The 24236-nt window shown below is 70.4% G+C and carries 16 protein-coding genes; 7 read left to right on the top strand and 9 right to left on the bottom strand.

The genetic code is table 11. The annotated features are described in order from the left end of the window. Nucleotides 1–18 precede the first annotated feature (18 nt). Together hpf and V1460_RS31800 are read left to right on the top strand one after the other, a co-directional pair. Nucleotides 19–708 (top strand): ribosome hibernation-promoting factor, HPF/YfiA family, encoded by a 690-nt coding sequence (hpf, locus tag V1460_RS31805; RefSeq protein ID WP_338678290.1) that lies wholly within the window; start codon nt 19–21, stop codon nt 706–708. A gap of 216 nt (nt 709–924) precedes the next feature. After that, nucleotides 925–1665 (top strand): response regulator transcription factor, encoded by a 741-nt coding sequence (locus tag V1460_RS31800; protein WP_338677052.1) that lies wholly within the window; start codon nt 925–927, stop codon nt 1663–1665. A 71-nt stretch (nt 1666–1736) separates the two neighbouring features. Here V1460_RS31800 and V1460_RS31795 read toward each other — a convergent pair whose 3' ends face one another. Together V1460_RS31795 and V1460_RS31790 are read right to left on the bottom strand one after the other, a co-directional pair. Then, a complete protein-coding gene (locus V1460_RS31795) occupies nt 1737–2909 on the bottom strand; it encodes a DNA glycosylase AlkZ-like family protein (RefSeq protein ID WP_338677051.1) in 1173 nt (390 codons plus the stop codon). 11 nt (nt 2910–2920) lie between these two features. Next, complete coding sequence (locus V1460_RS31790; protein WP_338677050.1) at nt 2921–3511, bottom strand: GNAT family N-acetyltransferase; 591 nt, start codon at nt 3509–3511, stop codon at nt 2921–2923. A 276-nt stretch (nt 3512–3787) separates the two neighbouring features. Here V1460_RS31790 and secA point away from each other — a divergent pair, with 276 nt between their 5' ends. Beyond that, nucleotides 3788–6610: a preprotein translocase subunit SecA gene (secA, locus tag V1460_RS31785; protein ID WP_338677049.1), complete on the top strand. Its 2823-nt coding sequence runs from the start codon at nt 3788–3790 to the stop codon at nt 6608–6610. A 124-nt stretch (nt 6611–6734) separates the two neighbouring features. Here secA and V1460_RS31780 read toward each other — a convergent pair whose 3' ends face one another. Beyond that, nucleotides 6735–7175 carry an Rv3235 family protein gene (locus V1460_RS31780; RefSeq protein ID WP_338677048.1) on the bottom strand — a complete coding sequence of 147 codons (441 nt, stop codon included), beginning with the start codon at nt 7173–7175 and terminating at the stop codon, nt 6735–6737. Between the two features lie 273 nt (nt 7176–7448). On the opposite strand from V1460_RS31780, the gene V1460_RS31775 reads away from it, so the two are divergent. Next, nucleotides 7449–7955: a DUF6912 family protein gene (locus V1460_RS31775; RefSeq protein ID WP_338677047.1), complete on the top strand. Its 507-nt coding sequence runs from the start codon at nt 7449–7451 to the stop codon at nt 7953–7955. A gap of 112 nt (nt 7956–8067) precedes the next feature. Continuing rightward, entirely contained in the window at nt 8068–8730 is a 663-nt protein-coding gene (locus V1460_RS31770) for an HAD family hydrolase (RefSeq protein WP_338677046.1), read from the top strand. 162 nt (nt 8731–8892) lie between these two features. On the opposite strand, the gene V1460_RS31765 is transcribed toward V1460_RS31770, so the two are convergent. Next, nucleotides 8893–9459, bottom strand: coding sequence for a DJ-1/PfpI family protein (locus tag V1460_RS31765; RefSeq protein WP_338677045.1), 567 nt, complete (start codon nt 9457–9459; stop codon nt 8893–8895). 499 nt (nt 9460–9958) lie between these two features. On the opposite strand from V1460_RS31765, the gene V1460_RS31760 reads away from it, so the two are divergent. Then, nucleotides 9959–14899 (top strand): NAD-glutamate dehydrogenase, encoded by a 4941-nt coding sequence (locus tag V1460_RS31760; protein WP_338677044.1) that lies wholly within the window; start codon nt 9959–9961, stop codon nt 14897–14899. 246 nt (nt 14900–15145) lie between these two features. Here V1460_RS31760 and V1460_RS31755 read toward each other — a convergent pair whose 3' ends face one another. Beyond that, nucleotides 15146–16093, bottom strand: coding sequence for an ABC transporter permease (locus V1460_RS31755; protein WP_407077561.1), 948 nt, complete (start codon nt 16091–16093; stop codon nt 15146–15148). Between the two features lie 82 nt (nt 16094–16175). Here V1460_RS31755 and V1460_RS31750 point away from each other — a divergent pair, with 82 nt between their 5' ends. Continuing rightward, on the top strand, nt 16176–16799 hold the full coding sequence (locus V1460_RS31750; protein ID WP_338677043.1) for a TetR/AcrR family transcriptional regulator: 624 nt from the start codon (nt 16176–16178) through the stop codon (nt 16797–16799). 19 nt (nt 16800–16818) lie between these two features. On the opposite strand, the gene V1460_RS31745 is transcribed toward V1460_RS31750, so the two are convergent. From V1460_RS31745 to V1460_RS31730, 4 genes are all read right to left on the bottom strand, one after another. Beyond that, entirely contained in the window at nt 16819–17622 is an 804-nt protein-coding gene (locus V1460_RS31745; RefSeq protein ID WP_338678288.1) for a carbohydrate ABC transporter permease, read from the bottom strand. 188 nt (nt 17623–17810) lie between these two features. Beyond that, entirely contained in the window at nt 17811–19097 is a 1287-nt protein-coding gene (locus V1460_RS31740) for a sugar ABC transporter permease (protein WP_338677042.1), read from the bottom strand. 82 nt (nt 19098–19179) lie between these two features. Beyond that, a complete protein-coding gene (locus V1460_RS31735) occupies nt 19180–20604 on the bottom strand; it encodes an ABC transporter substrate-binding protein (RefSeq protein WP_338677041.1) in 1425 nt (474 codons plus the stop codon). Between the two features lie 189 nt (nt 20605–20793). Then, nucleotides 20794–24057, bottom strand: coding sequence for an FHA domain-containing protein (locus V1460_RS31730; RefSeq protein ID WP_338678287.1), 3264 nt, complete (start codon nt 24055–24057; stop codon nt 20794–20796). Nucleotides 24058–24236: the final 179 nt, after the last annotated feature.

Here is a 24236-nt window from a genome sequence, read left to right as displayed (position 1 = left end):
CCGGGAACGGAGTTCTGCGTGGACATCGTCGTCAAGGGCCGCAAGACCGAGGTGCCGGAGCGGTTCCGCAAGCACGTGGCCGAGAAGCTGAAGCTGGACAAGATCCAGAAGTTCGACGGCAAGGTGATCAGCCTCGACGTCGAGGTGTCCAAGGAGCACAACCCGCGGCAGGCAGACCGTTCCGACCGCGTGGAGATCACCCTCTATTCGAGGGGACCGGTCATCCGGGCGGAGGCATCGGCCGCCGACCCGTACGCGGCGCTCGACCTGGCCACGGCCAAGCTTGAGGCACGACTGCGCAAGCAGCACGACAAGCGTCACACCCGCCGGGGCAACGGCCGGCTGTCGGCCGCCGAGGTCGCGGATGTCGTGCCCGGCGTCGCAGAGTTGAACGGAAACGGCCAGCCCGTCTCCGAAGAGAGGTCCGAGGGCATTCCCACCACCACGATCGGCTCGCTCGCCGTGCAGGGCGAAGGCCCGCTGGTGGTCCGCGAGAAGACCCACACCGCTGCCCCGATGTCGCTCGACCAGGCGCTCTACGAAATGGAGTTGGTCGGGCACGACTTCTATCTGTTCGTCGACTCCGAGACCAAGGAGCCCAGTGTCGTCTACCGGCGGCACGCCTATGACTACGGCGTCATCCACCTGAACTCCGATCCGTTCGCCGGAGGCGACACGGGCGGCGCCGGTGGTGCGCTCGGCGGCTGATCCCGTCCACTCCGATCGGGTGGTTGGTGCCCCTGGAACGCCTCGTGCGCCCCCAGGGGCACCCCTGTGCCTCCGAGGGCACCGCGCTGTGCCACCAAGGGATCGCCGTGGTGTCGTGCGGGCATGAAATCATGGCGACCAGAGCCAACCGGTGTGCTGCCGAACGGGGTTGGCCGACCACAGATGACCCGGGCCGCGGCCTCAGGGGGAGGAACGATGGCGGACAGCTTCGGGCCGGTGCGGGGCACGGGCGCCACCGAGGGCGCGGACGGCGCGCAGCCGGGTGATTCCCGCAAGGAGCCGATCCGGGTGCTCGTGGTCGACGACCACGCCCTCTTCCGCCGGGGGCTTGAGATCGTCCTCGCCCAGGAGGAGGACATCCAGGTCGTCGGCGAGGCGGGGGACGGCGCGGAAGCCGTGGACAAGGCGGCCGATCTGCTGCCGGACATCGTGCTGATGGATGTGCGGATGCCGAAGCGCGGCGGGATCGAGGCCTGCACCTCCATCAAGGAGGTGGCCCCCAGCGCGAAGATCATCATGCTGACGATCAGCGACGAGGAGGCCGATCTCTACGACGCGATCAAGGCGGGTGCCACGGGATATCTCCTCAAGGAGATCTCCACCGACGAAGTCTCGACCGCGATCCGCGCCGTGGCCGACGGGCAGTCGCAGATCAGCCCCTCGATGGCGTCCAAACTGCTCACCGAGTTCAAGTCGATGATCCAGCGCACCGACGAGCGCCGCCTGGTGCCCGCGCCCCGGCTGACCGAACGGGAGCTGGAAGTCCTCAAGCTGGTCGCCACGGGGATGAACAACCGCGATATCGCCAAGGAGTTGTTCATCTCCGAGAACACCGTGAAGAACCATGTACGCAACATCCTGGAGAAGCTCCAGCTCCACTCCCGGATGGAAGCGGTCGTCTACGCGATGCGCGAGAAGATCCTCGAGATCCGCTGATCGCGACAGCCGAGGTCGGCCAGGGCAGCCGGGGTCAGGCCAGGGCCGCCGAGGCCGGTCGACCGGGGCGGTCAGTCCAGCGCCGCCACCAGCGGTGCCGTGAGTTCGGGGCGGTCCACGCGCTCGACGCGTACCGAATCGCAGCCCACCCATTCGGCAGCCTCGCGAAGCGCCTGAGCCATGGGCCGCACCGCTTTGGGGCCCTCCAGCGAGACCTGCCTGGCCACCAGCGTCGTGCCCTCACGGGCCGGATCGACGCGGCCCAGCAGCCTGCCGCCCGACAGCAGCGGCATCGCGAAATAGCCGTACACCCGCTTCGGCTTGGGGACATACGCCTCCAGGCGGTGGGTGAATCCGAAGATCCGCTCGGTCCGCGGGCGCTCCCAGATCAGTGAGTCGAACGGCGACAGCAGCGTCGTACGGTGACGGCCGCGCGGCTCGCTCGCCAGGGCCTCGGGATCGGCCCACGCCGGCTTCTCCCAGCCCTCGACCCGTACCGGCACCAGGCCCGAATCGGCGACCACGGCGTCGAACTGCTCGGCCTTGAGCCGGTGGTAGTCCGCGATGTCGGCGCGCGTGCCCACACCCAGCGACTGCCCGGCGAGGCGCACCAGGCGCCGCAGGCACTCGCGGTCGTCCAGCTCGTCATGGAGCAGGGCGTCCGGGACGGCGCGCTCGGTGAGGTCGTACACCCGCTTCCAGCCGCGCCGCTCGGTGCACACCACCTCGCCGTACATCAGCGCCCGCTCGACGGCCACTTTCGACGCGGACCAGTCCCACCACTCGCCGCCGTTCTTCGCGCCGCCCAGCTCGGTGGCGGTGAGCGGCCCCTCCGCGCGCAGTTGCTTGATCACCGCGTCATAGGCGCCGTCCGGCAGCTCGTGGCCCCAGTGCGGACGGCTGCGGTAGGCGCGGCGGCGGAAGGCGAAGTGCGGCCACTCCTCGACGGGCAGGATGCAGGCCGCGTGCGACCAGTACTCGAAGGCGTGGGTCTCGGTCCAGTAGGCGTCCTCGACCGTCCTTCGGCCCACGGCTCCCAGCCGGGCGTAAGGAACGAGCTCGTGCGAGCGCGCCAGCACCGAGATCGTGTCGAGCTGGACAGCGCCGAGATGGCGCAGCACACCGCGCACACCGCTCTTGCGGTCCGAGGCTCCGACGAACCCCTGGGCGCGCAGCGCGATACGGCGGGCCTCGTCAGCGGACAGCTCGGCGATGGCGGGCGGCACGTCAGGCACTGTCGTCATGCCTCCGCACCCTAGACGGCGCCTCTGACACCGGGCGCCGGCAGATAAGGGAGGGCCGACGCCAGTCCGAGATCCGATGGAAGCAGCGAGGCGATCCAGGCGTCCCGGACCGTCCCACGGTCCCGGATGGCGGCGCGTGTCCTGCCTTCCATCGTGAATCCCGCCTTGCGGGCCACCGCGAGCGACGCCGCGTTGCCCACCTTGGCGCGCCACTCCAGGCGGACGCATCCCAACTCGGTGAAGGCCCAGCGCGCCAGTGCCAGCGTGACCTCGGTGGCGTAACCGCGGCCCCGATGCCCGGGGGCGGTCCAGAAGCCGACCTCCATCCCGCCCTCGCGCGGATGGTGCAGACCGGCGGAGCCGACCAGCGAACCAACGTCCCGCAGGCGTACGCAGAAGGAGTAGGCGGTGTCTTCGCGCCAGCCGCTCGGAGCGGTCAGACCGACGAAGTCCGCCGCGTCGGTTCTCTCATAGGGGACGGGGACCGCCGGGATCCAGCGCTGGATCCCGGGGTCCTGGCATGCCGCGTACACCTCCTCGGCGTCGTCCGCCGTGAACGCGCGCAGCTCGAGACGCTCGGTGGTGAGACTGATGGGGTCCATACGAGGATTCTTGTCACCGTCCGTATGCCGTGCGAACACTTTTCGGCAGCGGCGGCACCTTCCGCGCCCCCCGAGCGTTGACTCCTGAGTAGCGGTACTCGGCTTCGCTGCCGGGGTTCCACGGGACACCGCCGGGCGTGCCCCGGGGGCGGACCTCCCGGCGTGGCGGGGTCCTCGCTTACGATGGCCGGTGCGGTGGGGCCTACCTGCCGTGCCCGCGCCAGTGTCCATCACACGACCCAGTGCCAGGCCCGACCGGCAAGGAGACCCGCCTCAGTGTCCGTCTTCAACAAGCTCATGCGTGCAGGCGAAGGCAAGATCCTGCGCAAACTGCACCGCATCGCGGACCAGGTCAACTCCATCGAAGAGGACTTCGTCAGCCTCTCGGACGCCGAGCTGCGGGCGCTCACCGAGGAGTACCAGGAGCGCTACGCAGACGGCGAGAGCCTGGACGACCTGCTCCCCGAAGCCTTCGCGACCGTCCGCGAGGCCGCCAAGCGCGTCCTCGGCCAGCGTCACTACGACGTCCAGATGATGGGCGGCGCCGCGCTGCACCTCGGCTATGTCGCCGAGATGAAGACCGGTGAGGGCAAGACCCTCGTCGGCACCCTCCCCGCGTACCTGAACGCCCTCTCGGGCAAGGGCGTCCACCTGATCACGGTCAACGACTACCTGGCCGAGCGCGACTCCGAGATGATGGGCCGGGTGCACAAGTTCCTCGGGCTGTCCGTCGGCTGCATCCTGGCCAACATGACGCCGGCCCAGCGCCGTGAGCAGTACGCCTGCGACATCACTTACGGCACCAACAACGAGTTCGGCTTCGACTACCTGCGCGACAACATGGCGTGGTCCAAGGAGGAGCTCGTCCAGCGCGGCCACAACTTCGCGATCGTCGACGAGGTCGACTCGATCCTCGTGGACGAGGCCCGGACGCCACTGATCATCTCCGGCCCGGCCGACCAGGCGACCAAGTGGTACGGCGACTTCGCCAAGCTGGTCACCCGGCTCACCAAGGGCGAGGCCGGCAACCCGCTGAAGGGCATCGAGGAGACCGGCGACTACGAGGTCGACGAGAAGAAGCGCACCGTCGCCATCCACGAGAGCGGTGTCTCCAAGGTCGAGGACTGGCTGGGCATCGACAACCTCTACGAGTCGGTGAACACCCCGCTGGTGGGCTACCTGAACAACGCCATCAAGGCGAAGGAGCTCTTCAAGAAGGACAAGGACTACGTCGTCATCGACGGCGAAGTCATGATCGTCGACGAGCACACCGGCCGTATCCTCGCCGGCCGCCGCTACAACGAGGGCATGCACCAGGCGATCGAGGCGAAGGAAGGGGTGGACATCAAGGACGAGAACCAGACGCTCGCCACGATCACCCTCCAGAACTTCTTCCTCCTGTACGGCAAGCTCTCCGGTATGACCGGTACGGCCATGACCGAGGCCGCCGAGTTCCACCAGATCTACAAGCTGGGCGTGGTGCCGATCCCGACGAACCGGCCCATGGTCCGCAAGGACCAGTCGGACCTGATCTACCGCACCGAGGTGGCCAAGTTCGAGGCCGTCGTCGACGACATCGCGGAGAAGCACGACAAGGGCCAGCCGATCCTCGTCGGCACGACGTCGGTCGAGAAGTCCGAGTACCTGTCGCAGCAGCTCAGCAAGCGCGGCATCCAGCACGAGGTGCTCAACGCCAAGCAGCACGAGCGCGAGGCCTCGATCGTCGCGCAGGCCGGCCGCAAGGGCGCGGTCACGGTCGCCACGAACATGGCCGGCCGTGGCACGGACATCAAGCTCGGCGGCAACCCGGACGACCTCGCCGAGGCGGAGCTGCGCCAGCGCGGCCTCGACCCGGTCGACCACGTCGAGGAGTGGGCCGCCGCCCTTCCCACCGCGCGGGAGAAGGCGGAGCAGGCCGTCAAGGCGGAGTTCGAGGAGGTCAAGTCGCTCGGCGGCCTGTATGTGCTGGGCACCGAGCGGCACGAGTCGCGGCGGATCGACAACCAGCTGCGCGGTCGTTCCGGCCGTCAGGGCGACCCTGGCGAGTCCCGTTTCTACCTCTCGCTCGGTGACGATCTGATGCGTCTGTTCAAGGCGCAGATGGTGGAGCGGGTCATGTCCATGGCCAACGTTCCGGACGATGTCCCGATCGAGAACAAGATGGTGACGCGCGCGATCGCGTCCGCCCAGTCGCAGGTCGAGCAGCAGAACTTCGAGACGCGCAAGAACGTCCTGAAGTACGACGACGTGCTCAACCGCCAGCGTAAGGTCATCTACGCCGAGCGCCGCCGGGTGCTTGAGGGCGAGGACCTGCACGAGCAGATCCGCCACTTCATGGACGACACCATCGAGGCGTACGTCCAGGCGGAGACCGTCGAGGGCTTCGCCGAGGACTGGGACCTGGACCGCCTGTGGGGCGCCTTCAAGCAGCTCTACCCGGTGAAGGCCACCATCGAGGAGCTCGAGGACGCGGCCGGAGACCGGGCCGGTATCACCGCCGAGTTCATCTCCGAGACGATCATGGACGACATCTATGAGCAGTACGACGAGCGCGAGAAGCAGCTCGGCTCGGACATCATGCGCGAGCTGGAGCGGCGCGTGGTGCTGTCCGTGCTGGACCGCAAGTGGCGCGAGCACCTCTACGAGATGGACTACCTCCAGGAGGGCATCGGTCTGCGGGCGATGGCCCAGAAGGATCCGCTGGTCGAGTACCAGCGCGAGGGCTTCGACATGTTCACCGCGATGATGGACGGCATCAAGGAGGAGTCCGTCGGCTACCTGTTCAACCTGGAGGTCCAGGTCGAGCAGCAGGTCGAGGAGGTCCCGGTCCGGGACGCGGCCGGGAAGGCCTCCCTCGAGAAGGAGGACGCGGTGCCCGCGGGCGCCGGGCGCCCCGAGATCCGCGCCAAGGGCCTGGACGCCCCGCAGCGCCCGGACCGGCTCCACTTCTCCGCGCCCACGGTCGACGGCGAGGGCGGAGTCGTCGAGGGCGACTTCGCCAGTGACGGCGGCCCGGCGCGGTCCGAGTCGGACGGCATGACGCGTGCGGAGCGCCGCAAGGCGCAGAAGAGCACGGGCGGTCGCCGCCGCAAGAAGTAGTCCCGTGCGGGGCCCTCGTCCGAGGACCCCGTACCGCGCTCCGAACTGAAGTGACGGCCGTGGGCCGGGCACCGGCTGACCGGTGCCCGGCCCACGGCCGTCGAGTGGTCCCACGCCCGCCCGCTCACATGTGGACCGTGATCCGCTCGCCGCCCAGTTCCACGGCCGCGCAGCGCCAACGCAGGTCGGCGCCCTGCTCCAGGCGGAACGCCATGGCCGTCATGCGTTCGCCCGCGCTGATCCGGGCGAAGGCCTCGATGACCCCAGGGCGCGGGACGCACTGGTCGCAGTGCCGCAGGACCGGTCGCGGGCCGTTCGCGGCGAGCGGGCTGCTCGGGGCCAGTCGGACCAGATGCTCGTAGCCGTCCCCTACCGTGTGGCCGAGCATCCAGTGAACCGGGCGGCTGCCGCTGAGCACGGCGAGCAGTCGCTCCGCGAACCAGTAGCGGGGGAGCTGGGAGCGTCTTGCCGGCGCCCCCGCGCGAGCCGGTGCGAGACGCCCCGGGCCACGACTGTCGTGGCGCCCGCCGGGCGCGGTGCGATGCGGAGCCGGGGGATGGTCCATGGCTGTCGCCCCTTTCGGTACCCGTTTCACTACCAGTGAGTAACTTTCGGTAGTGGGTTGTCTACGTGGAGTAGTGGTGCGGTGGCAAGTCGGCTCCATGTGTGCGCTATAGGCGCGAGGAATCACCCATCAGGGTGATGAGGCGGGCGTGGGGCCTGGTGGAGGGCTTTCCTCCTGTGTTCGGAGCGACTCCGTGAGGCGCGCTCGGAGCACTCTGATGGGCGATCGCACACGTATCCTTAGGTGTTCACCCGACGACGAAAGCGGCCGGACATGCGCGTCTACGTACCCCTGACCACCCCCGGTCTCGCAGAGGCGTACAAGGCGGGTGAACTGGGTCCCGGGCCGCTGACGGCCTATGCCGTCACGCCTGCGCTGCGGGAGTGGTACGTCTCCGACGACATCGAGGAACTCGAGTACGCCGCGCTCAGCAGGGCGGCGGCGGCCTCGCTGCGGCTGCTCGCCGGGAGCCCGGACGCGGTCCGGCGCCGCGTCGTGGTCGCGGTGGACGTGCCCGACGGTGAGGCGGTCGCCGATCCCGGACATGGACTCGGCTCCGCCTCGCTCGGTGAGGTGCGGATCGGCTCGGCGGTGTCGCTGAGGAAGGCGGCGTCGGTGCACGTGGACTCCGACGAGGCCGAAGCCGATGTGGCGGCGGCGGCGGACGCGCTCGGCGCCGCGGACCACGGGGACGACGACGCCCGGTTCGTCGTGGACGGTGCCGAGGACCATGAGCTGCTGTGGTTCGGGGTGCAGGAGATCCCCGGGCTCATCGGCTGACCCCGGTCGATCGGACGCTCCGGGCCGACGGCTGACCAGGGTCGAGGGCTGATCAGGACCGCGGTCCGGTCTGCGGAGGCGGTGTCCGACCAGGGAGGTACGGTTTCCTGCCATGGGGAAGCAGAGCACGCATCTGGTCTGGGACTGGAACGGCACACTCCTCGATGACATCCACGCCGTCATCGAGGCGACCAACGCGTCCTTCGCGGAGATCGGGCTGGAGCCGATCACGCTGGAGCGCTACCGGGACCTGTACTGCGTGCCGGTGCCCCGGTTCTACGAACGCCTCATGGGCCGATTTCCCACGGACGCCGAGTGGGCCGTCATGGACGAGGTGTTCCACCGGCACTACTGGCAGCGCGCGGACGCCTGCGGGCTCACGACAGGCGCAGCCGAGCTGCTCGCGGAGCGCCAGGCGGCGGGCCGTACGCAGTCGCTGCTCTCGCTGGCTCCGCACGAGCACCTGCTGCCGATCGTGCGGAGGCACGGCATCGAGGCGCGCTTCACCCGGGTCGACGGCCGGATCGGCGGCTCCCACACCGGCAAGGCCGAGCACATGGTGCGCCATCTGGCCGCGCTCGAGGGCGTCGCGCCGGAGCGCATCGTGGTGATCGGTGACGCGGTGGACGACGCCGTGGCGGCCCGCCACGTGGGTGCCCGTGCGGTGCTGTACTCCGGCGGGTCGCACAGCACGGCCAGCCTTCGGGTGGCCGGGGTTCCGGTGGTGGACACCCTCGCCGAGGCCGTGCTGGTGGCTGAGCGGCTGTCCGCGTAGCCGCGGCGAGTCGCCGGCGCGCGAGGCCGCAGGCGACCCTCGTGGAGATCGGCGGCTGCGGCGCCGGGGTCCTCCTCGGCCGGTGCGGGGGCCGCTCGGCCTCCTGCCTCCGGAACACCCCCTGTCGCCGGAACACCCGGACAGGGGTCGGACCGCCGTGTGTCAGCCCAGTGGGGCCTTTTCCCGCAGCACCTTCAGGAACTCGCGCATCCACGCCGGGTGGTCGGGCCAGGCCCGGGACGACACCAGGGTGCCGTCCACCACGGCCTCCGAGTCGCGGAAGGAAGCCCCGGCCGACTGCATGTCGAGTTCGAGGGCCGGGTACGCCGTGACGCGGCGGCCCGTGAGGCTGCCGACGGCCGCCGTCAGCAACGGACCGTGGCAGATCTGTGCCACGGGCTTGTCCGCGTCGAAGAAGGACTTGAGGATCTTGCGGAGCTCGGGATCGTTGCGGAGGTACTCGGGCGCCCGACCGCCCGGGATCACGATGGCCGCGTAGGCCCCCGGATCGACCTCGGAGAACGCCAGGTCGGCAGCCCAGGTGTAACCCGGCTTCTCGGTGTACGTGTCGAAGCCGGGTTCGAAGTCGTGCACCACGAACTGGAGCTTCTTGCGAGCGGGGGCGGCGATGTGCACCTCGTACCCCTCCTCGCGGAGCCGCTGGTACGGATACAGCACTTCGAGTGACTCGGCCGCGTCGCCGGTGACGATCAGGATCTGCACGGTCATGGCTGCTGCTCCCCGGATTCGATGTATTGATTTGTCGCTATCGTTCGGGTCTCACGTTAGTCACTGCTTTAGGGTTGATTGTGGTCCTTGGTCCACGAGGTCAACCCGCCCGCTCGTGGTCTTCTTGCCAAGAGCGCGTGTGTCGCTGTCCAGAGTGTCAAACTTCCGGCCCCGGTTTTGTACACATACGGCTCATGACGGCCCCAGGGTCGAGGGCGATAGCCTTGTCCCGTGATCAGCGCGATACGCCGCGGGGGCAGCGCCGCCCCCCGACTGCGCCCGGGACGCCATGGCAGCCGGGTGCGAGCTGATCTTTCCCGCGGCCCGCGAAGTCGCGGCCCGCGGTACAGCCCGGGCCCGCCGCCGGAATCGGCCGAACACGGCTCGGACATCTCCCATTTCGGCATAGCGTCGACCCTGACCGGACACCCCGCGTCGTGGCGTTCTGCCGATGTTTCCACCGACGTCACGCAACGGCGCGCGACAGGAGCCAGAGGACATGCAGACCAAGCTGGACGAAGCCAAGGCCGAGTTGCTCGAAAGGGCCGCCCGGGTAGCTGAGAACAGCCCGGGCGGGGGGCAACTTCCGACTGGGTCCGACGACGGGGAGCGACCTGACCAGGCCACGCTCCTCGCATACCTCCAGCGCTACTACCTGCACACCGCGCCCGAGGACCTCACCGACCGTGACCCGGTCGATGTCTACGGCGCCGCCGTCTCGCACTTCCGGCTGGCGGAAAACCGCCCGCAGGGTACGGCCAACGTTCGGGTGCACACCCCGACCGTCGAGGAGAACGGCTGGACCTCCAGCCACTCCGTGGTCGAGGTCGTCACCGACGACATGCCCTTCCTGGTCGACTCCGTAACCAACGAGCTCACCCGTCAGGGCCGCGGCATCCATGTCGTGATCCACCCGCAGATCACCGTCCGCCGCGATGTCACCGGCAAGCTCATCGAGGTGCTCCGCGCCGAGCAGAACGGTGCCGGGCTCCCGCACGACGCGCTGGTGGAGTCCTGGATCCATGTCGAGATCGACCGCGAGACCGACCGCGCCGACCTCAAGCGGATCACCGCCGGCCTGCTCCGCGTCCTGTCCGACGCCCGCGAGGCCGTCGAGGACTGGGAGAAGATGCGCGAGGCGGCGCTGCGCATCGCCGAAGGACTGCCCAACGAGCCCATCGCCGACGACATCCGCCGTGAGGACGTCGAGGAGGCGCGCGAGCTGCTGCGCTGGCTCGCCGACGATCACTTCACCTTCCTCGGCTACCGCGAGTACAACCTCGTGGACGGCGACGCGCTGTCCGCGGTTCCCGGCACCGGTCTCGGCGTGCTCCGCTCCGACCCGCACCACAGCGGCGACGACGCCCACGGCCACCCTGTGAGCCCCTCCTTCAACCGGCTGCCCGCCGACGCCCGCGCCAAGGCCCGCGAGCACAAGCTCCTCATCCTCACCAAGGCCAACAGCCGTGCCACCGTGCACCGCCCCTCGTACCTCGACTACGTCGGCGTCAAGAAGTTCGACGGCAAGGGCAACGTCGTCGGCGAGCGGCGCTTCCTCGGCCTCTTCTCCTCGGCCGCGTACACCGAGTCCGTCCGCCGGGTCCCCGTGATCCGCCGCAAGGTCGCCGAGGTCCTCGAAGGCGCCGGCTTCTCACCGAGCAGCCACGACGGCCGCGACCTGCTCCAGATCCTGGAGACCTTCCCGCGCGACGAGCTGTTCCAGACCCCGCCGGACCAGCTCCGCGAGATCGTCACCAGCGTGCTCTACCTCCAGGAGCGCCGCAGGCTGCGGCTCTACCTGCGCCAGGAGGAATACGGGCGCTACTACTCGGCCCTGGTCTACCTGCCGCGCGACCGCTTCAACACCACTGTCCGTGAGCGCCTCACCGGCATCCTCAAGGAGGAGCTCGACGGCAGCAGCGTCGACTTCACCCTGATGAGCACGGAGTCGGTGCTCACCCGGCTTCACTTCGTCGTGCGCGTGGAGCCCGGCAGCGAGCTCACCCACCTCACCGACACCGACAAGGAGCGCATCGAGGCCCGGCTGGTCGAGGCGGCTCGCTCCTGGGCCGACGGCTTCGCCGAGGCCCTCAACGCCGAGGCCGGCGAGGAGCGCGCCGCCGAGCTGCTGCGCAAGTACGGCAACGCCTTCCCCGAGGGCTACAAGGCCGACCACTCACCGCGCGCGGCGGTCTCCGACCTGTCGCACCTGGACCAGCTCAGCAGCTCTGGCAAGGAGTTCTCGCTCTCCCTCTACGAGCCGGTCGGCGCTGCCCCCGGCGAGCGTCGCTTCAAGATCTACCGGCTCGGCGAGCAGGTCTCCCTGTCCGTCGTGCTGCCGGTGCTCAACCGCCTCGGCGTCGAGGTCGTCGACGAGCGTCCGTACGAGCTGCGCTGCGCCGACCGCACCCACGCCTGGATCTACGACTTCGGTCTGCGGATGCCCAGCGGCAACAGCGGCGGTGACTACCTCGGCGACGACGCCCGCGAGCGCTTCCAGGACGCCTTCGCCGCCGTGTGGACCGGCGCCGCCGAGAACGACTCGTTCAACTCGCTCGTGCTGCGCGCCGGACTCAACTGGCGCGAGGCCGTGGTGCTGCGCGCCTATGCCAAGTACCTGCGCCAGGCGGGTTCGACCTTCAGCCAGGACTACATGGAGGACACCCTCCTCAACAACGTCCACACCACCCGGCTGCTGATCAACCTGTTCGAGGCCCGGATGTCCCCGGACCGCCAGCACGCAGGCACCGAGCTGATCGACGGGCTCCTCGAAGAGCTGGACTTCGCGCTCGACCAGGTCGCCTCCCTGGACGAGGACCGGATCCTGCGCTCCTTCCTCACCCTCATCAAGGCCACCCTGCGGACCAACTTCTTCCAGGAGGCGGGTGGCGGCACCCGGCACGGCTATGTGTCGATGAAGTTCGACCCGCAGGCCATCCCGGACCTGCCGGCACCCCGCCCGGCTTACGAGATCTGGGTGTACTCGCCGCGTGTCGAGGGTGTGCATCTGCGCTTCGGCAAGGTCGCCCGAGGCGGTCTGCGCTGGTCCGACCGGCGCGAGGACTTCCGTACGGAGATCCTCGGCCTGGTCAAGGCGCAGATGGTGAAGAACACTGTCATCGTGCCGGTCGGCGCGAAGGGCGGCTTCGTCGCCAAGCAGCTGCCGGACCCGGCCGTGGACCGCGACGCCTGGCTCGCCGAGGGCATCGCCTGCTACAAGACCTTCATCTCCGCGCTGCTCGACATCACCGACAACATGGTGGCGGGCGAGGTCGTGCCGCCGCACGACGTGGTGCGTCACGACGAGGACGACACCTACCTCGTCGTCGCCGCCGACAAGGGCACCGCCACCTTCTCCGACATCGCCAACGAGGTCGCGGTCGCGTACAACTTCTGGCTCGGCGACGCCTTCGCCTCCGGCGGCTCGGCGGGCTACGACCACAAGGGCATGGGCATCACCGCCCGTGGTGCCTGGGAGTCCGTCAAGCGGCACTTCCGCGAGCTCGGGCACGACACCCAGACCGAGGACTTCACCGTCGTCGGCGTCGGCGACATGTCGGGTGACGTGTTCGGTAACGGCATGCTGCTGTCCGAGCACATCCGGCTGGTCGCGGCCTTCGACCACCGCCACATCTTCATCGACCCGGAGCCCGACGCGGCCGTCTCGTACGCGGAGCGCCGCAGGCTGTTCGAGCTGCCCCGCTCGTCCTGGGCCGACTACGACAAGGAGCTGCTGTCGGCCGGCGGCGGCATCCACCCCCGCACCGCCAAGTCGATCCCGGTCAACTCACACGTCCGTGAGGCCCTCGGCATCGACGACGGCGTCACCAAGCTGACCCCGGCCGAGCTGATGAAGGCGATCCTCCAGGCCCCGGTGGACCTGCTGTGGAACGGTGGCATCGGCACATACGTCAAGGCGGCCACCGAGTCCAACGCCGATGTCGGCGACAAGGCCAATGACCCCATCCGTGTCAACGGCGAGGACCTGCGGGTCAAGGTCGTCGGCGAGGGCGGCAACCTGGGTCTGACCCAGCTCGGGCGCATCGAGTTCGCCCGTGGTGGCGGACACGTCAACACCGACGCCATCGACAACAGCGCGGGCGTGGACACCTCCGACCACGAGGTGAACATCAAGATCCTGCTGAACGGCCTGGTCGCGGACGGCGACATGACCGTCAAGCAGCGCAACAAGCTGCTCGCCGAGATGACCGACGAGGTCGGCGATCTGGTGCTGCGCAACAACTACGCGCAGAACGTGGCCCTGGCCAACGCCGTCGCGCAGTCCCCGAGCCTGCTCCACGCCCACCAGCGCTTCATGCGCCGACTGGGCCGGGACGGCGCGCTGGACCGGGCGCTGGAGTTCCTGCCGAACGACCGGCAGATCCGGGACCTGCTGAACAACAGGCAGGGCCTGTCGCAGCCCGAGCTCGCCGTGCTGCTCGCTTACACCAAGATCACGGTGGCCGAGGAGCTGATCGGCACCTCGCTCCCGGACGACCCGTATCTGCGCGGCCTGCTGTACGCCTACTTCCCCGAGGCGCTGCGCGAGAGGTTCACCGAAGCGGTCGACGGCCACGCGCTGCGCCGCGAGATCGTCACCACGGTGCTGGTCAACGACACGGTCAACACGGGCGGCTCGACCTTCCTGCACCGGCTGCGCGAGGAGACCGGGGCGTCGATCGAGGAGGTCGTCAGGGCGCAGACCGCCGCCCGCGCCATCTTCGGGCTCGGTGAGGTGTGGGACGCCGTCGAGGCGCTCGACAACAAGGTCCCGGCGCATGTCCAGACTCGTATCCGGCTCCACTCGCGCCGCCTCGTGGAGCGCGGTACGCGCTGGCTGCTGGGCAACCGGCCGCAGCCGCTCGAGCTCACGGAGACCATCGACTTCTTCGCGGTGGGCGTCGAGCAGGTCTGGGCCGAGCTGCCGAAGATGCTCCGGGGCGCCGACCTGGAGTGGTATGAGGGGCTGCTGGAGGAGTTCACGGCCGCGGGTGTCCCGGGCGAGCTGGCGACCAGGGTCGCCGGGTTCTCGTCCGCGTTCCCGACCCTCGACATCGTGGCGATCGCGGACCGCACCGGGAAGGGCCCGCTGGCCGTCGCCGAGGTCTACTACGAGCTGGCCGACCGGCTGCGGATCACCGAGCTGATGGACCGAATCGTCGAGCTGCCGCGGGCCGACCGCTGGCAGTCCATGGCCCGCGCCTCCATTCGCGAGGACCTCTACGCGGCGCACGCCATGCTCACAGCGGATGTGCTGGCCGCCGGAAACGGCACCTCGACTCCGGAAGAGCGCTACACGGCGTGGGAGGAGAGGAACGCGGCGATCCTGGGCCGGGCGAAGAGCACGCTGGAGGAGATCCAGGGCTCGGACACCTTCGACCTGGCGAACCTGTCGGTGGCGATGCGGACGATGCGGCAGCTGCTGCGCGCGCACACCTGAAGCTGCCCGTTTGACCGGCTGCCCGAGTGACTGACCGAGGGGGCGCCCACCGCCTGGTGGCGCCCCCTCGGCCCGTGTGCGGGAAGCGCCGCGCTACTTACCGCCGGTGAAGGCCTCGTACGCGGCGACGACGCGCCGTTGACCGTGTAGGTGACGTGCACCCCGTCGACGACGGTGGGGGGCCTGCCCGGGGTCCGGTTCCGCGTGTCCGCCGATGTCCCCGCCTGCGCCGGCGTTGCGATGTGGTCAGCCACGGCCGTACTGCTCCTCTGCCTTCCAGAAGTACACGAATCCGCCCACCCCTGCGAGCAGCGCCCAGCCGAGTGCGACCGCCCAGACATGCGGGGGAAGTTGGGCCGAGGTGTAGCTGTCTATGAACGCGAAACGGGCCAGGTCGATGTAGACCGCCGCAGGATTGCACTGGAGCGCCACCACCACGGCCTGCGGCAGGTGTGCGCTCTTGAGCTGGGCGCTCAGGCTGAACATCACCCCGGACGCGTACATCCAGGTGCGCAGGACGAACGGCATCAGCTGGGCGATGTCCGGGGTCCGGGCCGCGATCCTCGCCATGATCATGGATACGCCGGCGCTGAAGACCGCCTGGAGCAGCAGTGCGGGGACGGCGAGGAGCCAGGAAGCCTTCGGGAACTGCCCGAAGCCCGTCAGGATGAAGGCCAGGGCGCCCAGCGAGAACAGCAGCTGCTGGAGCTGCTGGAGCGCCAGGGCGATGGGCAGCGCGGCGCGCGGGAAGTGCAGGGCGCGTACCAGGCCGATGTTGCCGGAGATGGCCTTGGTCCCAGCCATGATCGAATTGGCGGTGAACGTCCAGATGAACACGCCGGTGACGAGGAACGGCACGAAGTCGGGCACATGCTTGCTGGTGTCGAGCAGCACTCCGAAGATGACGTAGTAGACAGCCGCGTTGAGCAGCGGAGTCATCAACTGCCACACCTGACCCAGCTTCGCCTGGCTGTACTGGGCGGTGAGTCGGGCGGTCGCGAACGCGGTGATGAAGTGGCGCCGGGACCACAGCTGCCGGATGTACTCAGGGAGCGGGGGGCGAGCGCCGCTGACCTTCAGCCCGTACCGGGCGGCGAGCTCGCCCGGACTCTCCGCGGCCGCCGCTGGCTCCGGCCCGGTGGTCGTCCGGCTGTCCACGCTCACGCTGACGCTCACGCACCCGCTCCCACTCATCGTCGCAACGCAACCGTATCGTCGCTACGGGGACAGTAGGGCGTGGTTGCGTCGCAACGCAACCGTTTCGTCGTCACGGGCTATGCTCGTGTGCATGACCACGGAGCCGGGATCCCCACGCCGTACCCCCGCGGGAGCCGCTGTGCTCCGGGAGGACGTCACCGAGGCGATCCGCGCTGCCGTCTTCGAGGAACTGGCGACGGTCGGCTTCGCCCGGATGTCGATCGAGGCCATCGCGCGGCGGGCAGGGGTCGGCAAGACCGCGGTCTACCGGCGCTGGAAGTCCAAGCTCTCCCTGGTCCTCGACCTCGTGTCGGCGTTCGCCGCCCAGGGGCTGCCCGTCCCGGCGACCGGTTCGCTGTACGGGGATGTCCGCGCGCTGCTCGAAGTCGCCTCGCGTGCCCTGCGCCACCGGGTGGCTTCCCAGGTCATCCCGGATCTGCTGGTCGAGTCCACCCGCCACCCGGAGATCGCCCAGGCGATCAGGGCGGCGCTGTTCGACAGTCAGCGGGGGGTCGCGGCGCTCGTGGTGCGTGACGCGGTGACACGGGGCGAGCTCCCGGACTCGGCCGACCCCGACCGCGCGCTTGATCTGATCATCGGGCCGCTGTACTGGCGGCTCGTGGTGGTACGGGGCGACCTGCCGAAGGGCTACCTGGACGACCTCGCGGCCTCGGCGGTGGCCGCCCTCACCCGCAAGGGCTGACCGGACCGGCGGTCACCCCCTACTTGACCGCCCCCGCCATCACCCCGGACACGAACTGCCGCTGGAACGCGAAGAACACCGCGAGCGGGATCACCATCGACACGAACGCGCCTGGGGCCAGTACGTCGATGTTGTTGCCGAACTGCCGCACCTGCTGCTGGAGGGCGACGGTGATCGGGGGCGACTCCGAGTCGGCGAAGATCAACGCCACCAGCATGTCGTTCCACACCCACAGGAACTGGAAGATGCCCAGTGACGCGATCGCCGGACCGCCAAGCGGCAGTACCACCCGGGTGAACAGCCTGATCTCTCCCGCCCCGTCGAGCCGGGCCGCCTCCAGCAGTTCCCGTGGTATCTCCGCGAAGAAGTTCCGCAGCAGGAAGATCGCGAAGGGGAGGCCGAAGGCGACATGGAAGAGCACCACTCCGGCCGTCGTCTCGAAGAGCCCGATCTCGCCGAACAGCTTCGACACCGGGACGAGGGCGACCTGTACCGGGACCACGAGCAGCGCGACCACGGCCAGGAACCACCAGTCGCGCCCAGGGAAGTCCATCCAGGCGAAGGCGTAACCGGCGAGCGAGCCGATCACCACGACCAGCACGGTCGACGGGACGGTGATCAGGATCGTGGAGAGCAGGGAACGGGTGATGGTGTCGTTCCCGAGCAGCCTGGAGTAGTTCTCGGTGGTGAGCTGGGCGGGCTGGGTGAACACCTCCCACCAGCCGCTCGCGCTGATGTCGGCGGGGGACCGCAGCGAAGAGAGCAGCAGGCCGATCGTCGGCATCAGCCAGAACAGCGCGATCAGGACGAGGAAGACGCGCATGGCGCCGCCGCCCGTGCCTGCGGCGATGCGCGCGGCGAGCGGGGGTCTCGCCCTGGGCGGCTGAGCCGTGCCGCCCTGCCGGGCCGTGCCTGTGGTGCTCCGCCGTGCCGCCCTGCCGCCCGTCTCACCCGTGCCGCTTGTCCCACCCGCGCCACCCGCGCCACCCGCGGCCACCGGGCCCGTCGCGGTCATCTGCGTGTCTCCCTTCGCATCCTGCGGATGTTGAACAGCATCACCGGCACCACGAGCAGCAGCAGGAGCACCGCGATCGCACTGCCCACGCCCAGATCGGCATCGGTGCCGAAGGACGAGCGGTAGAGCTGGAGCGCCAGCACGTTCGCGTCGTCCTGGGAGGAGCCGGGAGCGATGATGAACACCAGGTCGAAGATCTTCAGTACGTTGATCATCAGCGTGACCATGACCACCGCGAGCACCGGTGCCAGCAGAGGTACGGTCACCCGCCGGAAGACCTGCCACTCGCCGGCCCCGTCCACCCGGGCGGCCTCCAGCAGTTCACGTGGCACGGCGGCCAGCCCCGCCGCGATCAGCACCATCGCGAAGCCCGCCCACATCCAGACGTACGAGCCGATGATCGCCGGGGTCACCAGCGAAGGGCCGAGCCAGTCGACTCCGTTGTAGGGCTCCCGGAAGTTGCTCTCGGGAAGCCGGAGACGGGCGCCGTCCGCCTGCGCGGGGAGGGTGAATGTGCCGTCGGCGCCCGCCGTGGCCCTGGCGACGACCCGGCCGTCCTTCACCGCCTCGATCTCGATGCCCTTGAGGCCCAGTTCCTTCGGATCGACGGCGTTGGGCCTGCCGCCACCGCCCCGGGTGAAGTCCAGCCAGGCGGTGCCGGTGATCTCCCCCGGCTCCGGGGCCGGGGTCCGCGCGGGCCGGGCGTCGTCCGGCATCTGCGCGGGAGCAACCCCGACGAGCGGCAGTCGTACCGCGGGACCGCCCGCCGAGACGGGATCCTTGGTGATGAACGCGCCGCCGCCCGCCGCCTCCAGCGGATGCGCCGGCAGCGGGTGGGCGTGCGGGTAGCCGGCCGACGCGGCGAAGGAGTCGTGGACCCCCACCCAGACCGCGTTCGCCGCGCCGCGCTCCGGATCCTGCTCGTACACCAGCCGGAAGATGATGCCGGCGGCCAGCATGGAGATCGCCATGGGCATGAAGACGACCAGCTTGAACGCGGTACCCCAGCGCACCCGTTCGGTGAGCACCGCGAACACCAGGCCGAGGGCGGTGGCCACGGTCGGAGCGACCACGACCCAGATCGTGTTGTTCTTGACGGCGGTGAGGATGGTGTCGTCCGTGAAGATCTCGACGTAGTTGCCGAGCCAGGCGAAGCCGCTGCCGGACTCGTCGAAGAACGACCGGTAGAGCGAGTACCCGATCGGGTACACCACGAGCGCACCCAGCAGCACCAGCGCGGGGAGCAGGAAACCGGCGGCGACCAGTCCGCGGGTGCCGGTCACGCTCCCGCGCGCTTTCGCTCGCCTTCCGCGGAGTGAGCGCTCCCCGGAGGGCCGTTCGCTGTGCGGCACGGTCACGGCGGCGTCAGTCCTTGTACGCCTTGGCCGCGTCGGCCTCGAGCCGCGCCTGCGTACCCGCGATGTCCTTCGGGTTCTTCAGGAAGTCCTGGAGCGCCTTCCACTCGCCCTTGCCGGGAGTGCCGCCGAACGATTGGGGCATCTGGTCCGACATGTCGAAGCGGAAGCCGTCGCCCGCCGCGATCAGAGCCGCGGCGATCTCCCGCTGCACATCGTTCGGATACGCGGACAGGTCCAGGTTCTTGTTGGGGGACACGAAACCGCCGGACTCGGCCCAGATCCTCGCGGCGTCCGGCGAGGCCAGGAAGGTCAGCAGCGCCTGCGCGCCCTTGGAGTCCTTGAGGGCCACCGCCGCGTCGCCACCGGTCACCACGGGCGGCTCGGCGCCGGCCTCGGGGAACGGGAACACCTTGGCGTCCGTACCGATCTTCGCGTCGGTCTGCGCGATGTTGACGGTGACGAAGTCGCCTTCGAAGACCATCGCGGCCTTGGGCTGGTCGCCCCCGGCGAAGGTCTGGGTCACGGACTTGGGGAACTCCGTCTGGAGCGCGCCGTCCGCTCCGCCCGCGATCAGCGAGGGCTTGCCGAACAGTTCGGCGAGCGTCGTCAGCGCCTGGGTCACCGAGGGGTCGGTCCACTTGATCCGGTGCTCGGCGAGTTGGTCGTACTTCTCCGGGCCCGCCTGGGAGAGGTAGACGTTCTCGAACCAGTCGGTGAGCGTCCAGCCGTCGGCCCCGCCGATCGACACGGGGGCGACACCGGACGCGGAGATCGTCTCGGCGGTCTTCATCAGGTCGTTCCAGGTCGTGGGCACGGTGGCGCCGGCGTTCTCGAAGACCGCGTTGTTGTACCAGAAGAGCGACTTGTTGGCGGCCTTGAAGTACACGCCGTACGGGGTGCCGCCGACCGAGCCGAGGTCCTGCCAGCCCTTGGCGTAGTTCTTGGCGAGCTGGGCCTTGGCCTCGGCGCCGAGGGGCTTGGCCCAATTCCGGTCGACCGCCTGCTTGATCGCGCCCACCTGCGGAAGCATCGCGACATCGGGCGGGCTGCCCCCGGCGATCTTCGTACCGAGGAAGTTGACGATCGGGTCCTGGGCGGGGACGAACGTGACCTTGGCGCCCGTGCGCTTCTCGAACTCCTTGAGGACCTTGGTGAAGTTCTCCTGCTCGGGGCCCGTCCAGACCGCCGCGACCTCGACCTTCTGGCCGTCCAGCCTGGGCAGCCGGACCGTGGCAGCCGAGTCGCCGCCGCCGGTCTTCTCCGGCGCACCGCTGCCGCCCTCCCCATCGCCGCCGCAGCCGGTGAGCGCGAGTACGCCCACGGCGACGAGGGCGGCGGCTGCCCTGGCCGGCCCGGGGGACCGTCGGGCCGCTTCGGCGGGGCCGGTGCCCCGGTGCGTACGACCCTGTGCGACTTTCCGCCTTGAGCGCATCACTGCCCCGTCTCTGCCGTACGCCTTCCGGAGGGCGCGCCAGGCCGTGACGCAGGCGGCACCGCTTCCGTCCCGTGCTGTCAGGTCTACGCCCGGTGTCCAGGGGAGGCAAGAGCGCCATCGCCGTCAAACCGCCGATCGTGATGCCCTCGTGACGTAGAGTCAGATATTCCGCGCTGCCCGGCCGGCTCAGGCGTGGGACGAGGTCAGCCGGGGCCGCCGGGTCGCGTCGACCGAGCGGGCCGCCCGGTCCAGGGCGCTGGCCAGCAGGGCCAGGTCGGTGGGGCCGTTGCCCAGCTCACGGACCGGACGACGGGTGGGCGGGTCGCCCATCCGCTCCCACTCAAGCTCCACCACCGTGGGCCGCTGGGTCGCCGTACGGGGGATGCGGCCCGTCACCCGGCCCGCCTGGAACGGCGCGACGGTACCGTCCGGTCGGGTCAGCCGACCACGGCCCGGGGCCGGGGCATCCGGGCCGAGCGGCACAGCGGGGGCGTCGAGCTCCACCCGCAGCCGGGCGTCGCGCGCCAGCAGAGTGTCCGCTGTGCGGTCCGGACGCGCGGATGTGGCGACCAGATGGACGCCGAGTCGCTCTCCGTCCCTGGCCACGGCCTCCAGCGCCCGTACGACGGAACCCGCGGCGGGCCGACCGGGGCTGCCGAGCGCGGGGGCGACCAGCGCGTCGTAGTCGTCGACGAGCACGACCAGCCGGGACAGCGAGGAAGGTGCGGAAGCCGTGGAGGGTGCGGGCGCCGTGGAGGGTGCGGGAGGGCCGGAAGGGGAAGCGGCCGCCTCGGTCCGTCCGCCCGCCGTCGTGCCGCCGCCACGGGTGTCGTTGCCACCGCCGCGGGAGCCTCCGCCGGCCTGGCGCTGGCCCACCAGCCGCCCCGAGACCGCCTGCCGCGTCTGCCACTCCGGGAAGCTCTCGCCGTCCAGCAGCTCAGCGCGGCGCTTGAGCTCCCCGCCGAGTGCCTGGGCGAAAGCCCGCATCCGGACCGGATCCGACGCGACCAGGTGCTCGCTGACATGGGGCAGGTCCGTACAGACGGCAAGCCCCTCGCCCCGCTCGCCTCCCGCGCCGTCCACGAGCAGCAGACCGAGCTCGTCCGGCCGGCCCGCTGCCGCCAGCGAAGCGGCGACGGCGCGCAGCAGTTCCGTACGGCCGCTTCCGGCCGGCCCCTCGATCAGCAGATGGGGGCCGTCGGCGACGAGGTCGATCGCGAGGGGTCCGTGCGAGCCCGCACCCAGCACCGCGGTGCCGGCCGCGGCCGACGCCCAGCGGGCCATCAGCGAGGCGGGCGTGGCTCTGGCCAGGCCCAGCTCGTCCAGCAGCCGCGCCGATCGCGGCAGCGGCGATGCCACGGGGCGGGCACTTCGGCCGTCCACGCCCCCGCCGTGCCGTCCGTCCACGGTGCGCAACGGTGCCAGTGCCCGGGCGAAGCGCTGGGCCCAGGCTGCGGAGACCGCGTCCACGGCAGCGACCGTGCCGTGCCCCGCGGGCTGCCCGCCCGCCGTACGCTGCAGCCGCAGCGCGGTCGCCACATCGCCGCTCAGCAATGCGACCGCTCCGCACTCGCGGAAGGCGAGGGACGCCGCGCACGCCTCTTCGTAGGTGGCCGCGACCGGAGACAGCGGAGACGCGGCCGGGGTCTCGGCCAGGCAGATCACATGGATGCCCGCCGCCGTTCCGGCTCCCGCCAGCCGTGCCGTGGTCTCACGGAGCGCGGCCGAACCGGGGTCGCCGTCCAGGAGCAGCACGGTGCGCGGCCCCATGTGCTGTGCGGCTGCCCCGTCCACAGCACGGCGGTCGGCGCTCGGCCAGCCGGGTCCGAGCGGTCCCTCGTCCAGTCGCCGGGTCAGCTCGGCGGTCCGGGCGGTGGCCTGGTCCCGGTCGAATGCGACCAGCAACCGGCAGTCCTGCCCGTGCGCGGGCCGCAGATGCGGGAGCCAGCCGAGCCAGCCCCAGTCCCGCTTGCGCTCCTCCAGCGCCCTGGCGCGGTCCGCGCTGACCAGCACGAGCTCCAGACCGGTCGGCGCGTGCAGCGCCGCCAACTGGGCCACGACGGATCTGGCGAGCCCGTTGAGCCGTGATCGGGGCCCCGCGAGACCGAGTGCCCCGGCCTCCCGCAGCCCCACGGTGACCGGCACGGACGGTGTGTCCGAGCGGTCCACCGTGCCGAGCCGGACGACGAACTCCTCCGGGTGTCCGGGCTCGCGCTCCCACAGCCGCGGCCCGGGGCCCAGCGCGGTGAGCAGTACGGCGGCGGGATCAGGCCAGGTCTCCACCAGCGGGGCGGCGGCTGCCACCGGCTCCCCGGACGTGGCCGCGCCATCGGCGGCGGCCACACCCCGTCCGACGGCGAGCCGCCGGGCCCAGGCTCCTATGCCACGCCGCCTGGCCCCGCTGTCGCCCCGGCCCCGGCTTTCGTCGGCGGCAACGGCGCTTCCGGCGGATGACGCGCCTCCGGGCTCCTCCGGGAGCGTCCAGATGCCGCTGCCGTGGGCGGTGTCGCCGTGCGGCCCGCCCGCCCCGGCTCCGGCCCGAGCACCCGGTCCGGCCGTCGTCCCCGCCACCGGCTCCACCCGCTCCACCGGTTCCCTCGGCTCGCACCGCTCGTCGTGCCGTGCCTGTCCGGGGATCGCCACCTCGTCCCGGACCCAGGAGGGCACGGGCCGCCGGCCCGGAACCGTGTGCTCCCGCTCCTGTCTCTGCCCGTCGTGCTCCTGGCCGCGTACGCGCAGGTGCCCCTCGCCGTCCGGAGTGGTCGTCAGCACTTCCGGGGCGGTCGTCGGGGCCAGTCGCAGGGTGGACTCGCCCAGGCGCAGCAGGGCTCCGGAGGAGATCCTGACCGCGGCGGCGCCCACGGGGGAGCCGTCCAGCGTGGTGCCATTGGTGGAACCGAGGTCGGCGACGGTGACCCGGCCGTCGTCACCGACGGTCACCGCGCAGTGCAGCCGTGAGACATCGGGATCGTCGAGGGGGACATCCGCCTCGGCCCCTCGCCCGATCACTATCCGGCCGCTGTGCAGCAGATGGACACCGCCCGCGTCAGGCCCGGCGATCACATGCAGCAGGGCCGCCGCGTCGACCTCGCCGTTCGTCGTGCTCTCGACGGGGGTCTGGAGCGCCAGCACGGCCCCGTCCATCAGCGGTGGCTCGCCCAGCGCGCATCGCTGCGCATCCAGCCGCTCCCCGCCCGCGTAGAGCACGACCTGGCCGACGTCCTGCCCGGCCACGGCCGCCGCGAGCGAGGAGGCCACTGCCGCCAGCGCCGTACCGGCGGGAGCGGTGACGAGTACGTCACAGGCCCGTCTCGCCTCGTCCGGCCCGGCCGCGGTGCCCGGCCGGGTCGCGGACGGCAGGGGAGTGGCGGGCGGGAGGGCCGAGTCGGCCGAGCCGGACGGTGTGGACTGGCCGCTGCGCGGCGCGAGGACGGTCAGCCGGATCTGCATCGCCGTCAGCGGTCCCTTCTGCGCGGGGTGCCCGGCAGGGGAAGCGGCCTTGTGATTCCCCCCACCCGGCAGGTCGGCACGGCCGCGGGGCGCTCCCCACCCCACACGTCGTGCTGGAGGCATCCTCGCACCTGCCACCGACAACTCGCCCGCCACCCGGCCTCAAGTGATCTTGATTG

Origin of the sequence: Streptomyces sp. SCSIO 30461, from assembly GCF_037023745.1 — a bacterium.
Lineage (GTDB): Bacteria > Actinomycetota > Actinomycetes > Streptomycetales > Streptomycetaceae > Streptomyces.
The sequence above is the reverse complement of the archived record's forward strand: the minus strand, read 5'-3'. Positions and strand labels throughout refer to the sequence as shown.